Origin of the sequence: Mycobacterium sp. 1245499.0 (genome assembly GCF_001673615.1) — a bacterium.
Taxonomy (GTDB): domain Bacteria; phylum Actinomycetota; class Actinomycetes; order Mycobacteriales; family Mycobacteriaceae; genus Mycobacterium; species Mycobacterium europaeum_A.
Genome location: NZ_LZMG01000149.1, coordinates 1 through 23,578, shown reverse-complemented (window position 1 = coordinate 23,578; position 23,578 = coordinate 1). Strand labels below are relative to the sequence as shown.

The window sequence follows — 23,578 nt, the reverse complement described above, 5'->3', positions numbered from 1 at the left end:
TACGAAGAAGTAATGAGCGCACTATGGGCGGATATCGGAACATCCCCCGCTAACTCCTATCGAGGGACGCGACCGATGCACAACGTTGAACAGTCGGGCGAAAAAACCCGTGCACGTCGGCTGAGCGAACCGCGCATCAATCGGTTGCGCGGCATCATCCGGCACGACCTACCGTCATCGCTGGTGGTGTTCCTGGTGGCGCTCCCGCTGTCGCTGGGGATCGCGATCGCTTCGGGCGCCCCGGTGCTCGCCGGCCTGATCGCCGCGATCGTCGGCGGCATCATCGTCGGCTCGCTGGGCGGATCGCCGCTGCAGGTCAGCGGTCCCGCGGCCGGGCTGACAGTCGTGGTCGCCGACCTGGTTTCCGATTTTGGTTGGGGCATAACGTGTTTGATCACCGTTGCCGCCGGAGTGGTGCAGGTGCTGCTGGGCCTGAGCCGGGTCGCCCGTGCGGCCCTGGCGATCTCACCGGTCGTCGTACACGCGATGCTGGCCGGCATCGGCATCACGATCGCCCTGCAGCAGGCGCACGTGTTGCTCGGCGGGAAGTCCAAGAGTACGGCGTGGCACAACCTCATCGGGCTTCCGGGCCAGATCATCGGCGCGCACCGGCCGGGGGTCATCCTAGGCGTGCTGGTGATCGTCATCCTGGTGGGCTGGCGCTGGGTTCCCGCCAAACTGCGCCGCATTCCGGGTCCCCTGGTCGCCATAGTCGCGGTGACGGTGATCTCGGTGGTCTTCCCGTTCCACGTGCGACGGATCAACCTCGAGGGCTCCCCGCTGGACGCGCTGCGATTGCCGGATCTTCCCCACGGCAACTTCGGTGCGGTCGCGATCGGGGTGATCACGGTGGCGCTCATTGCCAGCGTCGAGAGCCTGCTGTCGGCGGTGTCGGTCGATCGGATGCACAACGGTCCGCGCACCGATTTCAACCGCGAGTTGGTGGGGCAGGGAGCCGCCAACATCGTGTCGGGCAGCATCGGTGGGCTGCCGGTGACCGGGGTTATCGTCCGTAGCTCGACAAATGTCAACGCGGGCGCCAAGTCTCGCGCCTCGGCGATCATGCACGGCGTCTGGATCCTGTTGTTCACCATCCCGTTCGCCGGGCTGGTCGAAGAGATCCCCACCGCCGCGTTGGCCGGACTACTCATCGTCATCGGCATTCAGCTGCTCAAGCCGGCCCACATCGAAACCGCAATGAAGCACGGCGATCTGGCGGTGTACGTCGTGACCGCCGTCAGCGTCATCTTCCTCAACCTGCTGCACGGCGTAATGATCGGGCTCGCGCTGGCCATCGCCCTGACCGGATGGCGGGTGATCCGGGCCAAGATCGAGGCAACGCCGGTGGGCGACGACGAGTGGCGGGTGAGCATCGAGGGCGCGGCATGCACCTTCCTGGCACTGCCGAGGCTGACGCGGCTGCTGGCGTCGATTCCGCAGGGCGCGACGGCGACGGTGACCCTTGCGGTCCACTACCTCGATCACGCCGCCCATCAGACGATCACCGACTGGCAGCAACAGCACGAGGCGACGGGCGGGACGGTGCACATCCGGGGCGGGACCGACACGGGCCGCCGCGACGTGCACCAACCGCTGGTCGAGGCCCAAAGCCCGGGTGCCGCAGCATAATTGGCGCTCGGGTTGAGCCGGTTCGGGGACGAGGCGCCGCGGGTGCCCGGCCGGTCAGTCCACGTCGATGCGGACGTGTAGCCGCTTGCCGCACACCTGCGCCAGCCGTTGCAGCACGTCGCCCCGGGGCACCTCGGTCCCGTCCTCCCAGGCGGCGACCTCGGCCTGGGTGGTGCCCAGCGCCTCGGCCAGCTGGGCCTGGTTCATCCCCGCACCGGCGCGCGTTTCGAAGATCAAGTCGAGCAGATCCAATGCCAGCCCGGCTTCGTGAATGTCCATCGAGTTGGGTTCAGTCACCGCCAATCACCGTCCAACTCCGATGTACGTGGGTCAGGGCTAGCGCCCGGCCATTTGTTCCAGCCGGCGGATGCGGTCCTCGATCGGCGGGTGCGTCGAAAACAGCGACCCGATCCGCTCGCCCGCGCGGAACGGATTGGCGATCATCAGGTGCGCCTGGCTGGCCAGCTGGGGCTCGGGCGGCAACGGGGCCGCCTGCACCCCGCCGGAGATCTTGCGCAGGGCCGACGCCAGGGCCAGCGGGTCACCGGTCAGCACCGCGCCCGATTCGTCCGCCTGGTATTCGCGTGATCGCGACACCGCCAACCGGACCACCGTCGCCGCGATCGGGCCCAGCAACGAAACCAGCAGCAGCGCAAAGGGATTCTCGCCGTCGCGGTCGTTACCGCCGAACATGCCGGCGAACATGGCCATGTTGGCCAGCGCGGTGATCACCGACGCCAGCGCCCCGGCGATGCACGAGATCAGGATGTCGCGGTTGTAGACGTGCGAAAGCTCGTGTCCCAGTACGGCACGCAGCTCGCGCTCGGTGAGGATGCCCAGAATGCCGGTGGTGCAGCACACCGCCGCGTTGCGGGGGTTGCGCCCGGTCGCGAATGCGTTGGGCGCGTTGGTGTCGCTGATGTACAGCCGGGGCATCGGCTGGTGCGCGGCGGTGGCCAGCTCACGCACGATCCGGTACATGGCCGGCGCCTGCACCTCCGACACCGGCTGCGCGTGCATCGCCCGCAGCGCCAGCTTGTCGCTGTTGTAGTACGTGTAGACGTTCATCCCGATGGCGAACAGCACCGCGAGGAACATCGCGGTCTTGCCGAAGAGCGAGCCGACGAACACGATCAACGCGGACATGCCAACCAACAACGCGAACGTCTTGAACGTGTTGTGATGCGGATGCCAGGTCATCGGTGTCTCCTCGGAACACTCGGGTCGCGCGTTACTGCCGATTACAGCTCATAGAACGCCCGAGACGGCCCCGTTGGTTCCACAGGGCGCTCGCGATCACCGCTAGCCGAATGGTGGCGACCCGCTTCACGCGGCTGCGCCGCGCTCGCGATCACCACTAGCCGTGCCGGCTGATGGTGTAGTCGACCAGCGTCTGCAGCGCATGCCGGCCCGGGACGTCGGGCAGCAGGGACAGCTCCTGGCGCGCCTGGTCCGCGTATTCCTGCAGCGACTGCTTGGCCTTGGCCATGCCCGGTGATGCCCGCAACAATCCCAGCGCCTCGGCCACCGCCTCGTCGTCGTCGATGGGCCCGACCAGCAGCTCGCGCAGCCGCGCAGCTTCGGGCCCGGGTTCGCGCAGCGCGTAGACCATCGGCAGGGTGTGCACGCCCTCGCGCACGTCGGTGCCGGGAAGCTTGCCGGACTCGTGGGAGTCGCTGTCGATGTCGATGATGTCGTCGGAGATCTGGAACGCGGTGCCCACGATGCCGCCGAGGCGGCTCAGCCGCTCCACCTGATCGGGGTCGGCGCCGGAGAACATCGCCCCGAACCGGCCCGCCGCGGCGATCAGGCAGGCGGTCTTCTCGTACACCACCTTCAGGTAGTGCTCGATCGGGTCGGATCCCTCGACGAACCCGCGGGTCTCACGCATCTGGCCCGTCACCAGTTGGGCGAACGTCTCGGCGATCAGCCGCACCGCCTCCGGGCCCAGCCGCGACACCAACCGGGATGCCGTCGCGAACAGGTAGTCGCCGGCCAGGATCGCCACGTTGTTGCCCCAGCGCACGTTGGCGGTGGGGGTGCCGCGGCGAACTTCCGCCTCGTCCATCACGTCGTCGTGGTACAGCGTGGCCAGGTGCACCAGCTCGATGACGGCGCCGGCGATGGTCACGTCCGCGCTGTCCGGGTTGGGCCCGATCTGCGCCGACAACACGGTGAACAGCGGCCGGAACCGCTTGCCGCCGGCCTTGAACAGGTGGGTCAGCGACTCGGTCATGATGTCGTCGGCGCTGCGCAGTTCGGTGTCCATGAGCTGCTCGATCCGTCCGACGCCGTCGCGTACGGTCGCCGCGAAAGCCGGGTCGCCGAAGTCAACGCCCGCCACCACCGTCGCCGGAGTACTCACGGGACCAAACATACTGGTGTGCATGAAGACGGGAGCGACCCGAGCCCTCGAGGCCCAAGTGGTGGTCGTGGGCGCCGGACCCGCCGGTTCGGCGGCGGCGGCCTGGGCCGCCCGCGCGGGCTATGAGGTGCTGGTCGTCGACTCGGCGAGCTTTCCCCGCGACAAGGCCTGCGGCGACGGGCTGACTCCCCGCGCGGTCGCCGAGCTGGAGCGCCTGGGGCTGCGGGACTGGCTGGACACCCGCATCCGGCATCGGGGGCTGCGGATGAGCGGGTTCGGCGGCGAGGTGGAGGTCGACTGGCCGGGCCCCTCGTTCCCGTCCACCGGCAGCGCGGTGGCCCGCTTCGAGCTGGACGACCGGATTCGCAAGGTCGCCGAAGATTCCGGGGCACGGATGTTGCTGGGGACCAAGGCTGTTGCGGCACAACATGATTCGTCGGGCCGGGTGAGGTCGGTGGCGTTGGCCGACGGCACCGAGGTGAGTTGCGCCCAGCTGATCGTCGCCGACGGGGCCCGGTCGACGCTGGGCCGCAAGCTGGGCCGGCGCTGGCACCAGGAAACGGTGTACGGCGTCGCCGCCCGCGGCTATCTGGCCACCGCGCGCGCCGACGACCCCTGGCTGACGTCGCATCTGGAGCTGCGCGGACCCGAGGGGGCCGTGTTGCCGGGGTATGGCTGGATCTTCCCGCTCGGCAACGGCGAGGTGAACATCGGCGTCGGGGCGTTGTCGACGTCCAAGCGGCCCGCCGATTTGGCGCTGCGGCCGTTGATCGACTACTACGCCGACCTGCGCCGCGACGAGTGGGGATTCTCCGGCCGGCCCCGCGCGGTGGCCTCGGCGCTGCTGCCGATGGGCGGCGCGGTGTCGGGGGTGGCCGGTGCCAACTGGATGCTCGTCGGTGACGCCGCGGCCTGCGTCAACCCGCTCAACGGCGAAGGCATCGACTACGGGCTCGAGACCGGGCGGCTGGCGGCGGCGCTGCTGGACCACCCCGACCTGTCGCAGGTGTGGCCGTCGCTGTTGCAGGAGCACTACGGTCGGGGCTTCTCGGTCGCCCGGCGGCTGGCGTTGCTGCTGACTTTTCAGCGGTTCTTGCCGTCGACCGGACCGATCGCCATGCGCTCGACGGCGCTGATGACCATCGCCGTGCGGGTGATGGCCAACCTGGTCACCGACGACGACGCGGACTGGGTGGCCCGCGCCTGGCGCGGCGGCGGGCGGCTGTCGCGGCTGCTCGACCGCCGCACGCCGTTCAGCTGACCGAGCGTGCGTATCACCGCTGGTCGGCGGGCCGGTCACGGTCCCACGGGGCCGGCGCTCGTCGATCTACTTTCGTCCGCGCACCCGCGGCGAGGCGTGTATAGTCCAGCTAATGAAGGGAACGAGGCTGGCTACTATCGGAGCCGCTGCCGCCGCCGCTGCTGCTGCTATCGCGCTGGCCGGGCCGGCGCAGCTTTCCGCGCCCGCGCAGGCCGACCCGCCACCGACGGCGCCATACCCGACGCCGCGCACCCCGTCGCCCCCGAGCGACTACGACGCCCCATTCAAGAACACCGTCAACGGCTTCGGCATCTACCAGCCGCAGGACCAGCTGGCGTGGCTGGGCAAGATCACCTGCGAGCGGATCGGTAGGGGCGTGGACGGCGACGCGTACAAGTCGGCCACATTCATCCAGCGCAACCTGCCGCGCGGCACCACTCAGGGCCAGGCGTTCCAGTTCCTCGGCGCGGCGGTGGACCATTACTGCCCCGACAAGGTCGGCTTCGTGCAGGCCGCCGGCAATCACTAAAGCTTTCTCAGCGCAACGGTTTGTACCCGGCGTGTAAGGCGACGATGCCGCCGGTCAGGTTGCGCCAGCGCACCCCCGACCAACCGGCCCGGGTGATCTGCTGCGCTAAGCCCGCCTGATCGGGCCACGCCCGAATCGATTCCGCGAGGTACACGTACGCGTCCGGGTTGCTGGACACCGCCCGGGCGACCCGCGGCAGCGCCCGCATCAAGTACTCCTTGTACACGGTCGCGAATAGCGTGTTGGTGGGCGTGGAGAACTCGCACACCACCAGCCGGCCACCCGGCCGCGTGACGCGGGCCATCTCGCGCAGCGCGGCCTGGGTGTCGACGACGTTGCGCAGCCCGAAACTGATTGTCACGGCGTCGAATACGTCGTCACCGAACGGCAGCCTGGTGGCGTCGCCGGCGACCTTGGGAACATTGCGCGCGGCACCGGCCGCCAGCATGCCGACCGAGAAATCGGCGGCCACACACCACGCCCCGGATTTCCTCAGTTCCACGGTGGACACCGCGGTGCCCGCGGCGAGGTCCAGCACCTTCTGGCCGGCACCGATGGCCAGCGCCGTCCGGGTCGCCTTGCGCCAGTACCGGTCCTGACCCATCGACAGCACGGTGTTGGTCAGGTCGTAGCGGCGGGCGACGCCGTCGAACATCGACGCGACGTCCCGGGGATCCTTGTCCAGCTCCGCGCGACTCACCAGGCAAACGCTACCTGTTCGGGGAATGAGGTGGCGCGGTCGGCGTTGTATGGGGGCGTGACGGAAAAAGTTTGGTTTATCACCGGGACATCGCGAGGTTTTGGACGGGCGTGGACGATCGCGGCGCTGGAGCGCGGCGACAAGGTCGCGGCCACGGCGCGCAACACCGCCGCGCTGGACGACCTCGTGGGCAAGTACGGCGACACGCTGCTGCCGATCCGACTGGACGTGACCGACCGGGCGGCCGACTTCGCGGCGGTCAAGGAAGCGCACGACCACTTCGGCCGGCTCGACATCGTGGTGAACAATGCCGGCTACGGCCAATTCGGGTTCGTCGAGGAACTCTCCGAGCGGGACGCACGCGATCAGATCGAGACCAATGTCTTTGGGGCACTGTGGATCACCCAGGCCGCGCTGCCGTACCTGCGCGAGCAGGGCAGCGGCCACATCATCCAGGTGTCCTCGATCGGGGGCATCACCGCGTTCCCGTTGGTCGGCATCTACCACGCGTCGAAGTGGGCGCTGGAGGGCTTCTCGCAGGCGCTGGCCCAGGAGGTCGCTCCGTTCGGGGTGCACGTCACGCTGATCGAGCCGGGCGGTTTCGACACCGACTGGGCCGGCGACTCGGCCAAGCACGCCGATCCGCTGCCGGCCTACGACGACGTTCGCGCCGCCGTGCAGGCCGAGCGCAGCCGCCGGTGGGCCAGCCCGGGTGACCCGTCGGCGTCCGCGGCCGCCTTGCTCAAGGTGGTCGACGCCGAAAAGCCGCCGCTGCGAGTGTTTTTCGGCGCTTCCCCGCTGGAAACCGCCAAGGCCGACTACGAGAGCCGGCTGCGCAACTGGGAGGAATGGCAGCCCGTCGCTGAGCTCGCGCAGGGCTGATCGGCCGTCGATTCGTGTCGTAACGGCCTGTCCAGGTCGGCTCGCCTGCTCGATTTGGTCCTCGATTGCGGACAAATAGCACGCGAGAAGAGAGTTGCGGCGAACCCGAAAACGGGTAAGCGCTGTGGTACCACCTGGAACGGAATCGAGGGACACGTTATGAGCGGCGCGGATAAGGCCCGAAACAAGGTGCGGCTGATCACGGGCAAGCTCAAGGCGGCAACCGGCCGCGCCACCAACGATCCGACGTTGGCAGCTGAGGGCAGAGCGGACCAGCGGGCGGCCCATTTGAGGGACGCCGGTGAAAAGGTCAAAGACGCATTCCGGCCTCGTCGGCGCCGACAGGTCTAGCCAGCAATGGAGTAGTCGATTACTCACCCCGCCACCACGCAGCGGACAGATAATTGTGGACGTCTGCGAGGAAAGGCGGTCCGATGTCCGCACCCCAGTTCCCGCCCGTGGAGAGCTGCGACGTTTGCATCGTCGGAGCCGGCATCGCCGGGTTGAACGCCCTGTTCGCGGCCAGCCGAAACCTGTCCCGCGAGCAAAAGGTGATCCTCATCGACCGGCGGCCACGCGTCGGGGGCATGTGGGTCGACGTCTACCCCTACGTCCGCCTGCACCAACCGCACCCGATGTTCACGGCGGGCAACATCGCGTGGACGCTCGGCAAGGACCGCAGCTACCTGGCGACCAAAGGCGAGGTGCTCGACCATTTCGAACACTGCGTCGAGGTCATACGGCAGCGAGTGCAGGTCGACGAGTACTTCGGCTGGAATTTGGGGTCCGAGGTAGAGCAGAACGGAATCGTGCGGGCCACCTGTAGCGCCGCCGACGGCCGCAGGCTCGTGGTCGAGGCCAAGCGGTTGATCAAGGCGTATGGCCTGGGGATCACGCCGAACGAACCGCTCGAGATCTCCAGCGCGCGCGTCCATTCGGTGTCGCCCGACTACTGCGACGTCCGGACGGGCGACATCCGGCAAAGCGATGCACCGGTGTGGATCATCGGCGGCGGAAAAACCGCGATGGACACCGCACACGCACTGATCACGACCTACCCCGGTCGACAGGTCAACATGGTCGCCGGCCGCGGAACGTTCTTCTCCTGCCGCGACACCCTGTTGCCGAGCGGCGCCCGCCGCTGGTGGACGGGCACACCGCCGAGCGCCGTCGCGACCCAGCTGAGTCGTCGGTACGACGGCACGAACGAATCGGAAGTCCAAGACTGGTACCGCGCCACCCATGGCACGTTCCTGACCCCACAGTCGGACAACTTTGTGTTGGGCGTCTTGTCGCAGGCCGAGAACCGCACGATCTCCGCCGGCCTGAACGATCTCGTCATGGACTATTTCGAGGATGCGGTCGACCGCAATGGCAGCACCGATCTGGTGTTGCGGAGCGGATCGACGAAGACGATCGAACCGGGCAGTTGGATCGTCAACTGCACGGGCTACGTCAAATTCCCCGACGAATACCCATACGAGCCCTACGTATCACCCAGTGGCGCAGTGGTTTCCATCAACGTGCGGTCGGCCACGCTGCACTTGCCCGCGTTCATGGGGTATTTCCTGGGCCACCTGATGTTCTTGGGCAAGCTCGGAGAGATCCCGCTCTACGAAATCGACTGGATGCATCTGCGGCAAAAGGCGCCGCTGGCGTTCCCGTACGTGCTCTTCGCACTCGTCGGCCACAACCTCAGCCTCATCTACGACAACGTCCCCAGCCGCGTGTTCGCCGAGAACGGCCTCGATTTCGACAAGTGGTATCCGCTGGCGCGCCGCCTGCCGGCTGTGGCGCGGTTCATGCTCACACACCGCCGCGAACGGGAGCGCCAGCGCCGCGTCCTCGACACGGTCCGGGAGCGATTCGGAATCCGTTGCGGCCCATTGAGTCCGCAACGCGTGTCCGGCGCGACAACGTAGTACCCCGTCATGGCAGCATCTCGGCCCAGCCGATATGCCCTTCGTAGCCGACTGTTTTGGCCATATCGCGATACTCATCCCGAAATCGCGTGTAAGCAAAGGCGTCACCCTGGGCGCGGGCCAGCAGCGCCCGCATCCGCGACGTCCAGATGTCACGCATCGCCAAACCCTCATCGGCCGGAGCGGTCGCCAACCGGTCGATCGCGACCTCGGCTTCAGCCACATCATGGTCGGTCGCGCGAGCCAGCAGCGTCTCCACCAGAACCGCCGTGGCCGGAATGCCCCATAGCAGAAGGCGTTCGCAACGAAATAGATGGTCGACGGCGGCGCGAATCGCCGGTAGGCAAGCGTCGTGATCTCCCTGCCTCGCCGACTCACGGGCCGCGTAGACCTCGACAATCGGCAAATCGCTCAGATTGTGTCCTTGGCCCGAGAACACTTCCCCGGTCTCAACCAACACCTGCCGGCCCCGACTGCGCTCGTCATGGCTGTCGCGGTGCACCAGCGCAACGCCCAGCGTCGCCTTGATGAATCCCACCACCACGTCATCGCTGGATCGCTCGGCGACTCGTAGCGCGTTCTTGATCTCGTGCAGCGCAACGTCATCGGGCCTGCGCACGCCGAACGGTATTCCCAGCAGATAGATGTAGCCGACCACCCCGGCGTAGGACGCGGCGTCAGCGCGGCGGGCCATAGCCAAGCCGTGGCGCAGGTCTGCTGACCATCCGCGACGACCCAGCGAATATCGCGCCATACCCCGCGACACAAAGGCGAGCGCCAACGGGCATCCCACTAGGAAGTTGCCTTTGGATGGATCACCGTCGGCCAGGTCGATAGTGGCTTGTGACCATTGCAGCACGTCACACCATTCGGCGTTTTCGATCTTGCCGTAGATCACCGGGAAGGACAGACCCACCGTCAGGTTCGGGTCTGCGACCGACTCAGCCAGGGCCCAGGCAGCCGAGGCCAGCTGCGACGCCTCGCGCACCCGATCCTGATGCGCGTAGCCAACCACCATCCCCGCCGTTGCGATCCCAAGTGACGCCTTATCTCCCGCGGCGCTGCACAACTCCCGCAATTCATCGAAGCGGTCACCGGCAAGGCTGGCGTGGACTCGCCAGCCCGTCCCGCACAACATGGTGCGTGGCGCTATGCGCATGGCCGGCCGGCGCGGGTGATCGGCGGGCAGGGTGTCGGCGATGTCTGCCGCGCGCCCCCAGCTCGCTCGCGCGGCGCTGATGTCCCGGTTGGTCGCCCAGGTGGCGGCGCGCATGTGCCAGTCGTAGGCGGCGGGCAGATCACCGGCGGCCTGCACATGTTCGGCGATCAACGCCGCGTTTTCGTCCCCCGATTGCGGATCGCGGGCTTCGATTGCGGCGGCCACCCGCCGATGCAGCTCCGAGCGATCCGATCTGAGTTGTGCGCCATAGGCCACCGAGTGAATGAGCGGATGGTGGAACACATACTCCGGGCGCCGAGTGAGGCCGACGACATCGATGAGCTGGGCCGCCAGTAGTTCGTCGATCTCGGGCTCAACATCCAACACGGTGAGTAGGTCCAGCCCGAACCGCGAGCCGATGACCGCCGCCGCGCCTAGCGTGCGCTTGGCTTTCGGATAGAGGCGGTCGATGCGCGCGGCGATGGTCGCCTGCAATGTGGCCGGCACGCTCACTTCGCCGACCTCCGTTGCCGACGTGTAAGCACCGGGCTCGCCTCGTAGCACACCGCGATCGGCCAGTTCACGCACCAACTCCTCGGCGAAGAATGGATTACCGGCGGCGCGCTCGGCGACTCTGCGACCCAGGGCACCGACCGACGGGTCCGGCCCGAGCAGATGTGTGACCAGTGCTGCCGTTTCTGAATTACTCAGCGGTGCAAGGGCTATGGCGCGCGCATCGGACACCCGGGTCAACGCACCCCGGTACTCCGGCCGGTGGGTGACCAACACCAGCGTGGGCGTTCGCGGGACCACCTCGAGGAAATCGGTCAGCATCGACTCGCTGATCTCGTCGATCCAGTGGGCGTCCTCGACGACAAAGACCGCCGGGCGCTGGCGGGCCAGTCTGGCGGCGTGCACCAACGCGGTCAACCGCCTGCGACGCGCATTGGGATCAACCGCGGGCACGGCGGTGGTCGGGTCGGCGATGCCCAGCAGGTCGTCGAGCAGCAGCACGTCCTCGGGATCTGCGTCCGGAAATCGGTCCCGTACTCGCGCGCGGGCCGCCTGTCCCCCAAGACCTTCGATGCCCGTGACCGCCCGCAGCAGCCGCGCCACGGCATGGAATGGGACCTGGCTGGTGTGTGACTCACAACAGGCGGTCAACACCTCCGCACCCCGAACCGCTGCCATCGCGGCCACCTCGCGCGCCAGGCGGCTCTTGCCGATGCCGGGTTCGCCCACCACCACAACCACAGCGCCGTGACCGGCGAGGGCGCGCTCCAACAAGCCCTCGACGGCGGACATCTCCCACCGACGACCAACCAGATTCGAGTCGGCGCGACCGGCGGCGCGGTGCCGGTCTCCGATGCCCAGTAACCGGTGGGCGGTGACTGGTTCGTTGACGCCCTTGATGCGGACCAACGCCGGTTCGCTTAGCGCCGCCGCCTCGTCAACCAGTCGCGCGGTGGAGACGCTGAGCATCACCCCGCCCGGCGGTGCGACCGATTCCATCCGCTGGGCCAGGCCCACCTGATCACCCATCGCGGTGTAGCCGAAGGATCCAGAACCGAGCTCACCGGCGATCACCTGACCGGAGTTCAGCCCCACCCGCACGAGCAACGTCGCACCGTCTCGGCCCTGCACCTCGTTGCCCAGCGCCTTGGCTTCTTCCTGAATGCTCAGCGCCGCGAGGCATGCGCGCAGGGCGTGGTCCTCCATTGCCGCCGGCGCGCCGAACACCGCCATGATGCCGTCGCCGGTGAACTTGTCCACCGTGCCGCCGTACCGCCGGACGACGGCCGCGCAGCGGTTGGCCAGGTCGACCATGATCTCGCGCAACCGCTCCGTCCCGACGGTTGCGGCGATGTCCATCGAGCGGACCACGTCGGCAAACAGGACCGTGACCTGTTTGTACTCGGCGCGGCTAGCATCGTCGCGTACCGGTGCGCCGCAGTGATGACAAAACCGGGCGTTATCAAGAGTTTCGGTGCCACATGTCCGGCACGCTGCTATGGCCGTCATCCGCCCCTCCGCTGATCCGGCCCCCACGTCTGCAGTGGTTCTCCGAAAGGATAGGCCGCTGAACACCCCGCTTGGGAGTGTTGATTCCAGGCCGGCAAGACAGGGCAAGACAGGTAGTCGGCTACGCATGTGCCGCGCGGGGGTGCGGCCGAGACTCGGTATGGAAGCACATCGCCGACGACTGAGGCCTCACCATGACCACCACGATTGACCCGCCGGTTTGCCCCAATGTCTTCGATGCCGGCCTGCCGGCGATCGATTATGAGCTCTGCGGAAGCCTCGAGGAGGCCCACGCGATCATCAGCGAGGCGCGCCGCCGGGCGCCGATCGCCATCGGCCCGCACGGGCCGGAGTTCCTGACCTATGAACTGGTGCGCGCCGTGCTGCGCGACCCGCGATTCCGTATACCGCAAGGCATGTTCCTTGCCTCCCAAGGGATTACCAGCGGACCGCTGTGGGACCGCGTCGCGACGAACCTGATCAGTCTCGACGGGCCCGAGCATCACCGGCTACGCCGACTGGTCTCCCATGCTTTCACGCCGCGAGCCACCGCGCGGCTGGGCACGACCATCGTCGAGGTGATCAACCAACTCGTTGACCGCCACACCGCAGCCGGGCGCTGCGAGGTGGTCGCAGACATCGCCCGGCAGTATCCGATCCCGATCATCTGCGCGCTGTTGGGCGCCCCGGCCGAGGATTGGAGGCTGTTCTCGGAATGGACCGACGACATCTTCAAGGCCTTCAGCTGGCAGGTCGCCGGCCACCAAGAGACGATCTTGGCGGCCTGGGACGAACTCGACGCCTACATCGACGACATGGTCGCCCAGCGCCGCGACCGGCTGACCGACGACCTGATCTCCGAACTGATCCGGGCCGAGGACGACGGGGACCGCCTCAGCATCGACGAGCTGCGGATGCTGGCGGCGGGCCTGCTGGTGGCCGGCACCGACACCACCCGCAACCAGCTGGCCGCCTCGGTGCAGGTGCTGTGCGACCACCCCGACCAGTGGACGATGCTGGCCGAGCATCCCGAGCTGGCGGCCAACGCGGTCGAGGAGACGATGCGGCATTCGCCGATTGCGGGCGCCACCCTGCGCACTGCCCTCGAGGACGTCGAGATAGCGGGGTTCACGATCCCGGCCGGCACGCTGGTGATCGCCAACACCGCTGCGGCCAACCGTGACCCCGCCGCCTACGACGACCCCGACCGGCTGGACATCACCCGCGCGGCGGCGGCGCCGATGCAGACGTTCGGCGCCGGCATGCACTACTGCCTGGGTGCCAATCTGGCTCGGCTCGAGCTCGCCGAGGCCCTGACGGTGATGGCACAACGCATGCCCAACGCTCACCGCACCGGCCCCGCCCCATGGAAGCCCCTCACCGGACTGAGCGGACCACTTACGCTCCCAATCGAATTCGGCCCCGTTGGGTGAACGGGGCCCTAGCTCATTCGCCTTGGGCGTGACGCGTCGCGCTGAGTTGTCGCCGGGCAAACGGCGAGAGCACCGCCTCGTAGTGGCCGAGCAGCTCGTCGCAGATGACCGGCCAGCTGCGCCCGACCACGCTGCGCCGGGCGGCCAGCGCGTAGCGCGGCCGTTCGGCGATCAGGTGTGCGACCGCGTCGGACAGCCGGGGTTCGAACTCGTTGACGGCCAACAACAGACCGGTACGCCACGGGGTGACGAGGTCACGTGGGCCGCCGGCGTCGGGGGCGATCACCGGCAGCCCTGACGCCAGCGCTTCTTGCACGACCTGACAAAACGTCTCGTGCTCACCGGGATGCACGAACACGTCCATGCTGGCGTACGCCGCGGCGAGTTCGTCGCCGTAGAGTGCGCCCGTGAAAACCGCTGCCGGCATTGCCGATTGCAGCTTGGCGCGGTCGACGCCGTCACCCACGATGACGAGCTGGACCGCGTCGCTGGCGGCCAGGCCGGCCAGGCGCTCGACGTGCTTCTCGGGCGCGAGCCGGCCCACAAATCCGACGATGGGCTTGCCCAACGGCGACCACTGCCGCCGGAGCGCCTCGCTGCGCGCCGACGGCGCGAACCGCAGCACGTCGACACCGCGCGCCCACCGGTGCACGCGCGGAAAGCGGTGCGCGACAAGAGCTTCCATCGTGACGCTGGACGGTGCCAGGGTACGGTCCGCGAGCCCGTGCAGGTGACGGAACCAGGCCCAGGCGGCCCGCGCCGTCATCGGGATGCCGTAGCTCGCCGCGAAGCCCGGGACGTCGGTCTGATACACCGCCACCGTCGGCACCCCCAACCACCGCGCCGCGCGCAGCCCGCCGTAGCCCAACAGCGCCGGCGAGGCCAGGTGCACCACATGGGGATCAAATCCACGCAACACCTTCACCAGCCGGGGGGTGGGCACCCCGAGCGGCAGGCTGGTCACCTTCGGGAACATCCGCGACGGCACCCGGTGCACGCGAATGCCGTCGTAGATGCGGTCCGCCCGAGGCTGGCCCGGGGGCGTGTCGGGGGCGATGACGAGGGCTTCGTGACCCGTCCGGCGCAGATGCTCGAGCACCCGGATCACCGAGTTGCTGACACCGTTGACTTCGGGGAGGAAGGATTCCGCGACGATGGCAACGCGCACATCACTACCGTGTCAGCATCGACTGTCGACAAGGTTTCCTGCTGGCATACGTCACGCGAAATTTGCAGGTCGGGCACCGTCTGCGGCCGAGCTCGGCGGTCCGTCTCGGGGCGCGTCGCGGCGGTCCAGCCACTTGTCCAGCAGCGCCAGCACGATCAGGATCGCCGCCGCGCCCAGCCAGCCCACCACCGCGATCGAGCCGGCCGGGATGATCGCCAACCCGGCGTTGCGGTGTTGCACGCGAACCAGGTTCGGATCGTTCTTGTTGTACTCGACGTAAATCCGCATCCCGGTGGCCAGATGGGACGGATAGAGCACACCGAGCTCGGGACGATAGGTGACCCGTTCGGGGGTGACGAATTCGATGGTGGAGCGGCGCGGCCCGGCGCTGAGCACCTCGGCCTGCGCGACGCCCATGTTGTGGGTGATCGCGATGTCGTCGCGCCAGGCGCCGGCCACCAGCAACAGCGACTGCAAGGTGACCAGGCCGATGACGATCAGCACCGCAATTCGGGCCCACCGCAACACGATCCGAACGCGAGTTTTCGGCGGCGCGTCACTGCGACCATGAATCAGTATGTGCAGCAGCACCTTTGGCGATATTGCCATCTAGGCGCGCCTCATAGCGCGGCCTTGATGGCCGCGTGCAGTTGGCGCAGCGACGACCGGTCGGCCTTGACCTCCAGCACCCGCATCCCGGCCCCGGGTTCGTCGAGGGCCGCCGCCAGTTCGCCGACCTCGATCTGGCGGCTCTCCACGTGGTAGGCGCGGCACAGCGCGCCCACGTAGACGTCGTGCGGGGTGCCGAAAACCCGTGACGACACGTCGGAGAACCGCGGGTCGCCCTGCTCGAGCAGTTCGAAGATGCCGCCGCCGTTGTCGTTGGAGACCACGATCGTCAGCCGGCGCGGCGTGGGCTCGGTGGGCCCGATCAGCAACCCAGAGCTGTCGTGCACGAAGGTCAGGTCGCCGATCAGCGCGACCGTGCGTGCCGGGGTGTCCGGCCCGCCGTGGCGTTCGTGGGCGAGGGCTGCGCCGATCGCGGTCGATACCGTGCCGTCGATGCCGGCGACGCCGCGGTTGGACCGCACCCGGATGCCGTGGGTGTCCAGGCCGACCAGCGCGGCGTCGCGGACCGGGTTGGACGCCCCGAGCACCAGTTGGTCGCCGGGCACCAGCGCGTCGGCCACCGCCGCCGCGACGTGCAGGCCGGTGGTCAGCGGGTGCGCCGCGAGCTGGCCGCGGACGGCGGCCAGGGCGTGCCGGTTGGTCTGCGCGCAGCGGTCCAACCAGGCCGGGTTGGGCGAGCCGGTGGTGACCGCCCGCGTCCCGGTGGCCTGCGAGTTGCCCGAGACGTCCGGCCAGCGCGGCCCGGTGGTCAGCGCGAACACCGGTACCTGCGGGTCGGCCAGCAGCGCCGACACCGGCCGGTGCAGGGTGGGACGGCCGAGCATGATCACCTGCTTGGGCCGCAGCAACGGCAGCGCGAGCGGGTGCAGCGGGTTAGGCACGGGCTGGCCAGAAAATGAAGTCGGCTCCGCGACCGTCGGCAGCTGGGCCAGGTTGGGCTGTGCGCCCGCGCCGTGCCCGGCGATGACGACCGTGTCGGGTGTCAGGTCGATGTCCAGCGGTTGGTCGAAGGTGACCGGCGGGGTGTAGGTCCACGGCCGCCCGCCCGGGCGGCCCGGCGGGGTCACCGCCTGGGGCTCGGGACCGGGGACCAGGGGTTCGCGCAGCGGGATGTCGAACTGCACGGGCCCGGCGTTGGCGGTGCGGGATCCGGTGGCGGCCGTCAGCACCCGGCAGGTGGCCGATCGCCAGGTGGCATTGAGCGCATCCAGCCGCTCGGGGGCGTCCTCGGCCAGCCCCAGGCTGATGGTGGCCCGCACCTGGGTGCCGAAGTAGCCCAGCTGCTCCATGGTCTGGTTGGCCCCGGTGCCCAGCAGTTCGTAGGGCCGGTTGGCCGACAGCACGATCAGCGGCACCCGGGCGTAGTTGGCCTCGATCACCGCCGGGCCGAGGTTGGCGACGGCGGTGCCGGACGTCATGGCGACGCACACCGGCGCGCCGGCGGCGATGGCCAGGCCGATGGCCAGGTAGCCGGCGGTGCGCTCGTCGATGCGGACGTGCAGGCGGACCCGGCCGGCCCGGTCGGCGTCCTGCAGCGCGAAGGCCAGCGGGGCGTTGCGCGAACCGGGGCAGAGCACCACGTCGCGGACGCCGCCGCGAATCAGCTCGTCAACGACGACGCGAGCCTGTGTCGTCGAGGGGTTCACTCCTACAGGGTGTCATAGCCCGCTGACGATGCCCGCCGCGCTGGGCGGGAGGAGGAAGCGGGCGATCAACATAGGCCCTGTGTCATGCGCCCAGCGCGAGGCGCCTAGTTGTGCTCGGCGAAGAACTTGAGCATGGCGGCGTTGACGGCGTCGGGCCGCTCGAAGAAGCCCAGATGGCCGGTGTCGGGGATCTGCACGTAGCGGCCGTTGGGCAGGGCGTCGGCGACCTCGCGGCCCAGGTACGGCGGCGTGAGCACGTCATCGGAGAAGCCGATCACCAGCACCGGCGTCGCGATGCTGCGGTAGGCGGTCAGCCGGCTGGTGTACGGCGCGACGTCGAGCTGGGCGCGCATGCCCGGGGTGGGCTTGACGGGCCAGGTGGAGAACATCGCGATCCAGTCGGCGACGGCGGTGTCGTCGTTGAGCGTCTTGCGGGAAAAGTTCTCCAGCAGGCGAATTTTCGCCTCGTAAGCGGCCGGCAACGCGACGCCGGCGTCGGACAGCTCGGCCTCGGCGTCGCGGAAGAACTGCCGGGCCCGGTCCATGCGGCCGCGGGTGCCCATCAGCACCGCCGAGCTGACCAGCTCGGGCCGGGCCAGCATGAGCTCCTGGGTGATGAACGCGCCCATCGACATCCCGACGACGCGAGCCGGGGCCGCGTTCAGGCCTTCGATCAGCGCCGCGGTGTCGTCGACCATGGTCTGCGTCGAGAAGCCCTCCGCGTTCTCGGTGGCGCCGATCCCGCGATTGTCGAAGGTGATGACGCGGTAGCCGGCCGCCAGGAACGCGGGGACTTGATAGGGGTGCCAGGTGCGTCCGGCGCCGCCGTGGCCGGCGATAAAGACCACGGGCTCACCGGAGCCGCGGTCGTCGTAAGCCAGGTTGATCACCCGGACGACGGTACAAGCAACTGATGGCAGGCCTTGACCCGGTCGATCCACCACTGCCGCCGCTCCGGCGCCGCCCGCAGCGCGCGCAGCCGCTCCGGATCGGGCCTGACCGGCCCCACCGGCAGGGTCCCGTCGACGGGCTCGAGGGCGTCGGCGACGTCTTGCAGAAACAGCCCGCCGGTGCCCAGCCCGCAGGCGTGCCGAAGCTGCGGCAGGGCCGCGGCGGCGGTCAGGCCCGCGGCGATGCCCACCGCCGAATCCAGCGCGCTGGACACCACCACCGGGATGTCGATCTGCGCGGCGATCGCCAGCATGGCCGAAATCCCGCCCAGCGGAGCGACTTTGAGCACCGCGATGTCGGCGGCGCCGGCGCGGACCACGGCCAGCGGGTCGTCGGCCTTGCGGATGCTTTCGTCGGCGGCGATCGGCACCTCGACGCGGCGGCGCAGCGCCGCGAGCTCGGCGACCGTCGCGCAGGGCTGTTCGAGGTATTCCAGCGGGCCGTCGGCGGTCAGCGCGGCCGCGGCGGCCTGCGCCTCCTCGACGCTCCAGCCGCCGTTGGCGTCGACCCGCACGGTCGGCACCAGTTCACGCACGGCGTTGACCCGGGCGACGTCGTCGGCCAGGGTCTGTCCCGGCTCGGCGACCTTGACCTTGGCCGTGCCGGCCCCCGGGAAGCGGGCCAGCACCTCCGGCACGTCGGCGGCGGCCACGGCCGGCACGGTCGCGTTGATCGGCACGCGCTCGCGGCGGGTGGGCGGCGGCGTTCGGTAGGCGGCTTCGATACCCGCGGCCAGCCAGTGCGCGGCCTCGCGCGGCTCGTATTCGACGAAGGCCCCGAATTCGCCCCACCCGGCCGGGCCGTCGATCAGCGCGACCTCGCGGGTCATGATGCCCCGGAACCGGACCCGCATCGGAAGCGCCACCACGTGCAGGCGGTCGAGCAGATCCTCCAGCGTCGGCGTCACGCGCTGTAGACCCGGCGGCCCGCCAGATATGTCGCCCGCACCTCGAGGTCGGCGATCCGCTCGGGCGCGACGGCGCGCGGATCGGCCGAGAGCACCACCAGGTCGGCGTACTTGCCGACCTCCAGCGAGCCGATCACGTCGTCGGAGAACAGCTGCCAGGCCGCGTCGATGGTCTGCGCGCGGATCGCCTGCTCGACCGTCAGGCGTTCCTCGGGCCCGAGCACCCGGCCGCTCGGCGCCGTGCGGGTCACCGCGACGCTGATGTTGCGCAGCGGCTCCTCGGGCGTAACGGGCGGATCGTTGTGCAGCGAGATGCGCATCCCGGTGGCGACCGCGGATCCCGCGGGCATCCAACGACTTCCGCGCTCCTCGCCGAACAGGCCGTCGACGATCACGTCGCCCCAGTAGTGGATCTGGTCGACGAAGATGCTGCAGGTGACGCCGAGGTCGTGGGCGCGCTGCAGCTGCTCGGGCCGGATGGCGCCGACGTGCTCGAGGCGCAGCCGGTGGTCGTCGCGCGGGTGGCGTTTCAGGGCCTCCTCGTAGACGTCGAGGATGGTGTCCACACCGGCGTCGCCCTGCACGTGGCAGGCCATCGGCCAGCCGAGCGGGAAGTAGGAGCCGACGATCTCGTGCAGCTGCTCTTTGGTGTAGTTGGCGCAGCCGCACGACCCCGGCACGACGCCGATGATCCGGGTGGCTTCGGTGTCCAGGTAGGGAAAGGACAGGTCGATGTTGCCGATCCAGGGCGAGCCGTCCACCCAGATCTTGATGCCGACCTGGCGGGCCATGTCGTCGCCCTGCCCGGGGGTGGCGGCCGTCGACATCTGTGGGTTGGAGATCTCGTAGGTGCGCAACCGCACCGTCAGCCGCTCGCGCAGCTGGTCGAGCACCGGGCGGAAGTTCGGGTCGAACGCCATCTCCGAACAGGTGGTCAGGCCGGCGCGGTTGAGCCGGGCGCACTCGGCGAGCAGCATCCGCGGATAGTCGGCGAAGTCGATGGCCCCGCCCAGCAGCGGGAACACCGCGCCGGTTTCTTCGGCGGTGCCGTCGAGCTCGCCGTCGGCGTCGCGGCCGTATTTCGCGCCCTTGGGGTCGGGGGTGTCGCGGGTCAGCCCGTGCAGCTTGGCGGCATGCGAGTTGAAAAAGGCCTTGTGCCCGGAGTTGTGCATGATCACCAGCGGGCTGTCCGGCGCGATCTCGTCGAGCCAGCCGAGCGTGGGTTCCGGAAGGCCGTTCTGCAGCAGCGGATCCCAGCCGTTGAGGAAGGCGCCGTCGGACCCGCGGCGGGCGACCTCGGAGTGGATCGCCGCGACGACGTCGTCGGCGTCGCGCATGGTGACCGGGCGGATGTCGACGATGCGGTCCGACAGCGCGACCGCCTCCATCAACGGATGTCCGTGTGCCTCAACGAAACCCGGCATGACGCAGCCGTCACCGGAATCGACGGTCCGGGTGCCGGGGCCGGCGAGGTCGGCGACCTCGGCCCGGGTTCCGACGGCGATGATCCTGCCGTCGGCGATCGCGAGCGCCTCGGCGGTGGGCCGCTGCTCGTCGACGGTCAGGATGGTTCCGGTGACGACGAGATCTGCCTGCCCCATGGGGAGGGATCGTAGTGGCTGCCGGCGTCCAACAGGGCGCGGCTGACCCAAATTGCAACACGTTCTAGTCTTGCTCATGAGTCGCGTCGGCGACGATGCTTCAGCGATGTGATGAGGAGGAGCGGCGCCATGACAGCCGACCTGTTGCGCAACCCGACCCACAACGGCCACCTGCTCGTGGGCGCGCTAAAGCGCCACAAGACCAAGCCGGTGCTGTTCCTCGGCGACACCACGCTGACCGGTGGTCAGATGGCCGAGCGGATCAGCCAGTACATCCAGGCGTTCGAGGCGTTGGGCGCGGGCACCGGCGTCGCCGTCGGCCTGCTCTCGCTCAACCGGCCCGAGGTGCTGCTGATCATCGGCGCCGGCCAGACCCGCGGCTACCGGCGCACCGCGCTGCACCCGCTGGGCTCGCTGGACGACCACGCCTACGTGCTGAACGACGCCGGCATCAGCTCGCTGATCATCGACCCCAACCCGATGTTCGTCGAGCGGGCGCTGGCCCTGCTGGAGAAGGTGCCCGGGCTCAAGCAGATCCTGACCATCGGGCCGGTGCCCGAGGCGCTCAGTGGGGTGGCGGTCGACCTGGCGGCCGAGGCGGCCAAGTACGACCCGCAGCCGCTGGTGGCCGCGGACCTGCCGCCGGATCAGGTCATCGGCCTGACCTACACCGGTGGCACCACCGGCAAGCCCAAGGGCGTGATGGGCACCGCGCAGTCGATCTCCTCGATGACCCAGATCCAGCTCTCGGAATGGGAGTGGCCGGAGGAGCCGCGGTTCCTGATGATCACCCCGCTGTCGCACGCCGGCGCGGCGTATTTCCTGCCCACGCTGATCAAGGGCGGCGAGATGCACGTGCTGCCCAAGTTCGACCCGGCCGATGTGCTGAAAACCATTGAGGAGAAACGCATTACGGCCACGTTCCTGGTGCCGTCGATGCTGTATGCGCTGATGGACCACCCGGACTCGCACACCCGCGACCTGTCGTCGCTGCAGACCGTCTACTACGGCGCCTCGGCGATCAACCCGGTGCGCCTGGCCGAGGCGATTCGCCGGTTCGGCAAGATCTTCGCCCAGAACTACGGGCAGTCCGAGGCGCCGATGGCCATCACCTACCTGGCCAAGAACGAGCACGACGAGAAGCGGCTCACCTCCTGTGGGCGCCCAACGCTTTTCGCCCGCGTCGCGCTGCTGGGCGAGGACGGCAAGCCGGTCCCGCAGGGCGAGCCGGGCGAAATCTGTGTCAGCGGGCCGCTTTTGGCGGGCGGGTACTGGAATCTGCCCGAGGCGACGGCCGAGACGTTCAAGGACGGCTGGCTGCACACCGGCGACATGGCCCGCGAGGACGAGGACGGCTTCTACTTCATCGTCGACCGGGTCAAGGACATGATCGTCACCGGCGGCTTCAACGTGTTCCCGCGCGAGGTCGAGGATGTCGTCGCCGAGCACCCGGCCATCGCCCAGGTGTGCGTGGTCGGCGCGCCCGACGAGAAGTGGGGCGAGGCCGTCACCGCGGTGGTGGTGTTGCGTTCCGACGCGCCCCGCGACGACGCGTCGATCGAGAAGATGACCGCCGAGATCCAGGCCGCGGTCAAGGACCGCAAGGGCTCGGTGCAGTCGCCCAAGCGGGTGGTGCTCGCCGACTCGCTGCCGCTGACCGGGCTGGGCAAGCCGGACAAGAAGGCCGTACGCGCGCAGTTCTGGGAGGGCGCGGCCCGCTCGGTGGGCTAGGCGATAGCGGCGAGCGTGAAACTAACTTCACACTCGCGTCCGAACGTGCAAGTAGCTTCACGCTCGCGTCCAAACGTAACGAGTCAGCGACTCACCCCCGCGACCAGCAGGTCGAGCATGCGCCCGGTCTGCTCCGGTGAACCGCTGACCAAGAAGATGCCGATCAGGCTGGACACCACGTCGTCGGCCTGCACGTCGGCGCGCAGGCTCGCGTCGTCGGCGCCGGCCCGCAACAGCGACTCGACGGCACCCACGATGCTGTCGCGAGTCTGGCTGGGCGCAAGCGCACCCGAGTCGAAGATCGCCTGCAGGGACTCGGCCATGCCGCGCTTGGCGGCGACGAAGCTCGCGTAGCGGTCCATCCAGCGGCGCAGCGCCGTCTTGGGCGGATGGCGCTCGAGCAGGTGCTCGGCGGCCGCGGCCACCTCGGCGAGCTCGGCGCGGTAAATGGCCTCGACGAGCGCCTCCCGGTTGGGGAAATGGCGGTACAACGTGCCGATCCCCACCCCCGCGTCGCGGGCGATCGACTCGAGCGAGACCGCCGCGCCGTGCGCGGTGAACGCCGCGGTGGCCGCCGCCAGCAGCCGTTCGCGATTGCGGCGCGCGCCGACCTTGCTGACGATGACGAGGTCGTCGGGGTAGGGGGCCAGTGCCGCGTGGATCCGGCGGTTCACCTCGCCGGGTCCGTAGAACGACGCGGTGTCGATGTGGTTGACGCCCAGTTCGATCGCGCGACGCAGCACCGCGGCCGCGTCGTCGGCGGTCGTCGCCTCGAACAGTTGCATGGCGCCGTAGCCCATGCGGGCGACGGGGGTCACGCCCAGAGTGCCGATGCCGCCGGGCCGGGGTTGGTCTGTCATGGTGCTCCTGAAGAGATCGGGTGACACACTGGTGAAAGCGGAGGGGCCTCCGCATTCATAGCGTAACAGAACCGGAGGAGCCTCCGCTTTGGTGGGAAGGTCGGACGCGCGCCGCAATCGCGAACGGCTGCTGGCGGCGGCCACCGCGGCGTTCACCGCGCACGGCGCGGCGGTCTCGCTCG

General features: G+C 69.0%; 20 protein-coding genes and 1 pseudogene. 9 read left to right on the top strand and 12 right to left on the bottom strand.

What is annotated here, in order from left to right:
* The first annotated feature begins 75 nt into the window (after nucleotides 1–75).
* Nucleotides 76–1,629, top strand: coding sequence for a SulP family inorganic anion transporter (locus A5646_RS07560; RefSeq protein ID WP_067020959.1), 1,554 nt, complete (start codon nucleotides 76–78; stop codon nucleotides 1,627–1,629).
* A 54-nt stretch (nucleotides 1,630–1,683) separates the two neighbouring features.
* On the opposite strand, the gene A5646_RS07555 is transcribed toward A5646_RS07560, so the two are convergent.
* The 3 genes from A5646_RS07555 to grcC1 form a co-directional block, all read right to left on the bottom strand.
* Nucleotides 1,684–1,908 (bottom strand): helix-turn-helix transcriptional regulator, encoded by a 225-nt coding sequence (locus A5646_RS07555; RefSeq protein ID WP_067020956.1) that lies wholly within the window; start codon nucleotides 1,906–1,908, stop codon nucleotides 1,684–1,686.
* A gap of 57 nt (nucleotides 1,909–1,965) precedes the next feature.
* Complete coding sequence (htpX, locus tag A5646_RS07550) at nucleotides 1,966–2,829, bottom strand: zinc metalloprotease HtpX (protein WP_066866411.1); 864 nt, start codon at nucleotides 2,827–2,829, stop codon at nucleotides 1,966–1,968.
* 157 nt (nucleotides 2,830–2,986) lie between these two features.
* A complete protein-coding gene (gene grcC1 / locus A5646_RS07545; RefSeq protein WP_066877586.1) occupies nucleotides 2,987–3,994 on the bottom strand; it encodes a nonaprenyl/(2E,6E)-farnesyl/geranylgeranyl diphosphat synthase in 1,008 nt (335 codons plus the stop codon).
* A gap of 22 nt (nucleotides 3,995–4,016) precedes the next feature.
* Here grcC1 and menJ point away from each other — a divergent pair, with 22 nt between their 5' ends.
* Nucleotides 4,017–5,255 (top strand): menaquinone reductase, encoded by a 1,239-nt coding sequence (gene menJ / locus A5646_RS07540; protein WP_066877584.1) that lies wholly within the window; start codon nucleotides 4,017–4,019, stop codon nucleotides 5,253–5,255.
* A 112-nt stretch (nucleotides 5,256–5,367) separates the two neighbouring features.
* Nucleotides 5,368–5,784 (top strand): DUF732 domain-containing protein, encoded by a 417-nt coding sequence (locus tag A5646_RS07535; protein ID WP_066866417.1) that lies wholly within the window; start codon nucleotides 5,368–5,370, stop codon nucleotides 5,782–5,784.
* Nucleotides 5,785–5,791: 7 nt separating this feature from the next.
* On the opposite strand, the gene A5646_RS07530 is transcribed toward A5646_RS07535, so the two are convergent.
* Nucleotides 5,792–6,484 carry a demethylmenaquinone methyltransferase gene (locus A5646_RS07530; protein ID WP_066877582.1) on the bottom strand — a complete coding sequence of 231 codons (693 nt, stop codon included), beginning with the start codon at nucleotides 6,482–6,484 and terminating at the stop codon, nucleotides 5,792–5,794.
* A 57-nt stretch (nucleotides 6,485–6,541) separates the two neighbouring features.
* On the opposite strand from A5646_RS07530, the gene A5646_RS07525 reads away from it, so the two are divergent.
* The 3 genes from A5646_RS07525 to A5646_RS07515 all read left to right on the top strand — a co-directional run bounded on the left by A5646_RS07525 (nucleotide 6,542) and on the right by A5646_RS07515 (nucleotide 9,288).
* Nucleotides 6,542–7,366: an SDR family oxidoreductase gene (locus A5646_RS07525; protein ID WP_066877580.1), complete on the top strand. Its 825-nt coding sequence runs from the start codon at nucleotides 6,542–6,544 to the stop codon at nucleotides 7,364–7,366.
* A 159-nt stretch (nucleotides 7,367–7,525) separates the two neighbouring features.
* Complete coding sequence (locus tag A5646_RS07520; RefSeq protein WP_066866423.1) at nucleotides 7,526–7,717, top strand: CsbD family protein; 192 nt, start codon at nucleotides 7,526–7,528, stop codon at nucleotides 7,715–7,717.
* A gap of 83 nt (nucleotides 7,718–7,800) precedes the next feature.
* Nucleotides 7,801–9,288, top strand: coding sequence for an FAD-dependent oxidoreductase (locus A5646_RS07515; protein ID WP_067020952.1), 1,488 nt, complete (start codon nucleotides 7,801–7,803; stop codon nucleotides 9,286–9,288).
* 7 nt (nucleotides 9,289–9,295) lie between these two features.
* Here the strand turns inward: A5646_RS07515 and A5646_RS07510 are convergent, their stop codons facing one another.
* Nucleotides 9,296–12,469, bottom strand: coding sequence for an adenylate/guanylate cyclase domain-containing protein (locus A5646_RS07510; protein ID WP_067020949.1), 3,174 nt, complete (start codon nucleotides 12,467–12,469; stop codon nucleotides 9,296–9,298).
* A 194-nt stretch (nucleotides 12,470–12,663) separates the two neighbouring features.
* On the opposite strand from A5646_RS07510, the gene A5646_RS07505 reads away from it, so the two are divergent.
* A complete protein-coding gene (locus tag A5646_RS07505; protein ID WP_067020946.1) occupies nucleotides 12,664–13,902 on the top strand; it encodes a cytochrome P450 in 1,239 nt (412 codons plus the stop codon).
* Between the two features lie 13 nt (nucleotides 13,903–13,915).
* On the opposite strand, the gene A5646_RS07500 is transcribed toward A5646_RS07505, so the two are convergent.
* The 6 genes from A5646_RS07500 to A5646_RS07475 form a co-directional block, all read right to left on the bottom strand.
* Nucleotides 13,916–15,070, bottom strand: coding sequence for a glycosyltransferase family 1 protein (locus A5646_RS07500; protein WP_067020943.1), 1,155 nt, complete (start codon nucleotides 15,068–15,070; stop codon nucleotides 13,916–13,918).
* 51 nt (nucleotides 15,071–15,121) lie between these two features.
* The gene (locus A5646_RS07495) at nucleotides 15,122–15,679 is read right to left on the bottom strand and encodes a DUF3592 domain-containing protein (RefSeq protein ID WP_231998261.1); all 558 of its coding nucleotides are present in this window, start codon (nucleotides 15,677–15,679) and stop codon (nucleotides 15,122–15,124) included.
* 11 nt (nucleotides 15,680–15,690) lie between these two features.
* A complete protein-coding gene (gene menD, locus A5646_RS07490) occupies nucleotides 15,691–17,346 on the bottom strand; it encodes a 2-succinyl-5-enolpyruvyl-6-hydroxy-3-cyclohexene-1-carboxylic-acid synthase (RefSeq protein ID WP_067020934.1) in 1,656 nt (551 codons plus the stop codon).
* A gap of 104 nt (nucleotides 17,347–17,450) precedes the next feature.
* Nucleotides 17,451–18,236, bottom strand: a complete 786-nt coding sequence (locus A5646_RS07485) for an alpha/beta fold hydrolase (protein ID WP_067020931.1) — start codon at nucleotides 18,234–18,236, stop codon at nucleotides 17,451–17,453.
* The gene (locus A5646_RS07480; protein ID WP_231998263.1) at nucleotides 18,233–19,150 is read right to left on the bottom strand and encodes an o-succinylbenzoate synthase; all 918 of its coding nucleotides are present in this window, start codon (nucleotides 19,148–19,150) and stop codon (nucleotides 18,233–18,235) included. The genes A5646_RS07485 and A5646_RS07480 overlap by 4 nt, the downstream gene beginning before the upstream one ends.
* Nucleotides 19,151–19,200: 50 nt before the next feature.
* A complete protein-coding gene (locus A5646_RS07475) occupies nucleotides 19,201–20,805 on the bottom strand; it encodes an amidohydrolase (RefSeq protein ID WP_066877744.1) in 1,605 nt (534 codons plus the stop codon).
* A 111-nt stretch (nucleotides 20,806–20,916) separates the two neighbouring features.
* On the opposite strand from A5646_RS07475, the gene fadD8 reads away from it, so the two are divergent.
* Complete coding sequence (gene fadD8, locus A5646_RS07470) at nucleotides 20,917–22,536, top strand: fatty-acid--CoA ligase FadD8 (protein ID WP_369806917.1); 1,620 nt, start codon at nucleotides 20,917–20,919, stop codon at nucleotides 22,534–22,536.
* Between the two features lie 83 nt (nucleotides 22,537–22,619).
* On the opposite strand, the gene A5646_RS07465 is transcribed toward fadD8, so the two are convergent.
* A complete protein-coding gene (locus tag A5646_RS07465) occupies nucleotides 22,620–23,336 on the bottom strand; it encodes an aldo/keto reductase (RefSeq protein ID WP_082984665.1) in 717 nt (238 codons plus the stop codon).
* Nucleotides 23,337–23,484: 148 nt separating this feature from the next.
* On the opposite strand from A5646_RS07465, the pseudogene A5646_RS28825 reads away from it, so the two are divergent.
* Nucleotides 23,485–23,578: pseudogene (locus tag A5646_RS28825) on the top strand (TetR/AcrR family transcriptional regulator); the annotation flags it as partial.

Coding starts and splice junctions, on each gene's coding strand:
- menJ (WP_066877584.1), top strand. CDS start 4,017: ATGAAGACGGGAGCGACCCGAGCCCTCGAGGCCCAAGTGGTGGTCGTG.
- A5646_RS07560 (WP_067020959.1), top strand. CDS start 76: ATGCACAACGTTGAACAGTCGGGCGAAAAAACCCGTGCACGTCGGCTG.
- A5646_RS07480 (WP_231998263.1), bottom strand. CDS start 19,150: ATGCGGGTCCGGTTCCGGGGCATCATGACCCGCGAGGTCGCGCTGATC.
- htpX (WP_066866411.1), bottom strand. CDS start 2,829: ATGACCTGGCATCCGCATCACAACACGTTCAAGACGTTCGCGTTGTTG.
- A5646_RS07495 (WP_231998261.1), bottom strand. CDS start 15,679: ATGGCAATATCGCCAAAGGTGCTGCTGCACATACTGATTCATGGTCGC.
- A5646_RS07555 (WP_067020956.1), bottom strand. CDS start 1,908: ATGGACATTCACGAAGCCGGGCTGGCATTGGATCTGCTCGACTTGATC.
- A5646_RS07520 (WP_066866423.1), top strand. CDS start 7,526: ATGAGCGGCGCGGATAAGGCCCGAAACAAGGTGCGGCTGATCACGGGC.
- A5646_RS07510 (WP_067020949.1), bottom strand. CDS start 12,469: ATGACGGCCATAGCAGCGTGCCGGACATGTGGCACCGAAACTCTTGAT.
- A5646_RS07535 (WP_066866417.1), top strand. CDS start 5,368: ATGAAGGGAACGAGGCTGGCTACTATCGGAGCCGCTGCCGCCGCCGCT.
- fadD8 (WP_369806917.1), top strand. CDS start 20,917: ATGAGGAGGAGCGGCGCCATGACAGCCGACCTGTTGCGCAACCCGACC.
- A5646_RS07505 (WP_067020946.1), top strand. CDS start 12,664: ATGACCACCACGATTGACCCGCCGGTTTGCCCCAATGTCTTCGATGCC.
- A5646_RS07515 (WP_067020952.1), top strand. CDS start 7,801: ATGTCCGCACCCCAGTTCCCGCCCGTGGAGAGCTGCGACGTTTGCATC.
- A5646_RS07465 (WP_082984665.1), bottom strand. CDS start 23,336: ATGGGCTACGGCGCCATGCAACTGTTCGAGGCGACGACCGCCGACGAC.
- A5646_RS07475 (WP_066877744.1), bottom strand. CDS start 20,805: ATGGGGCAGGCAGATCTCGTCGTCACCGGAACCATCCTGACCGTCGAC.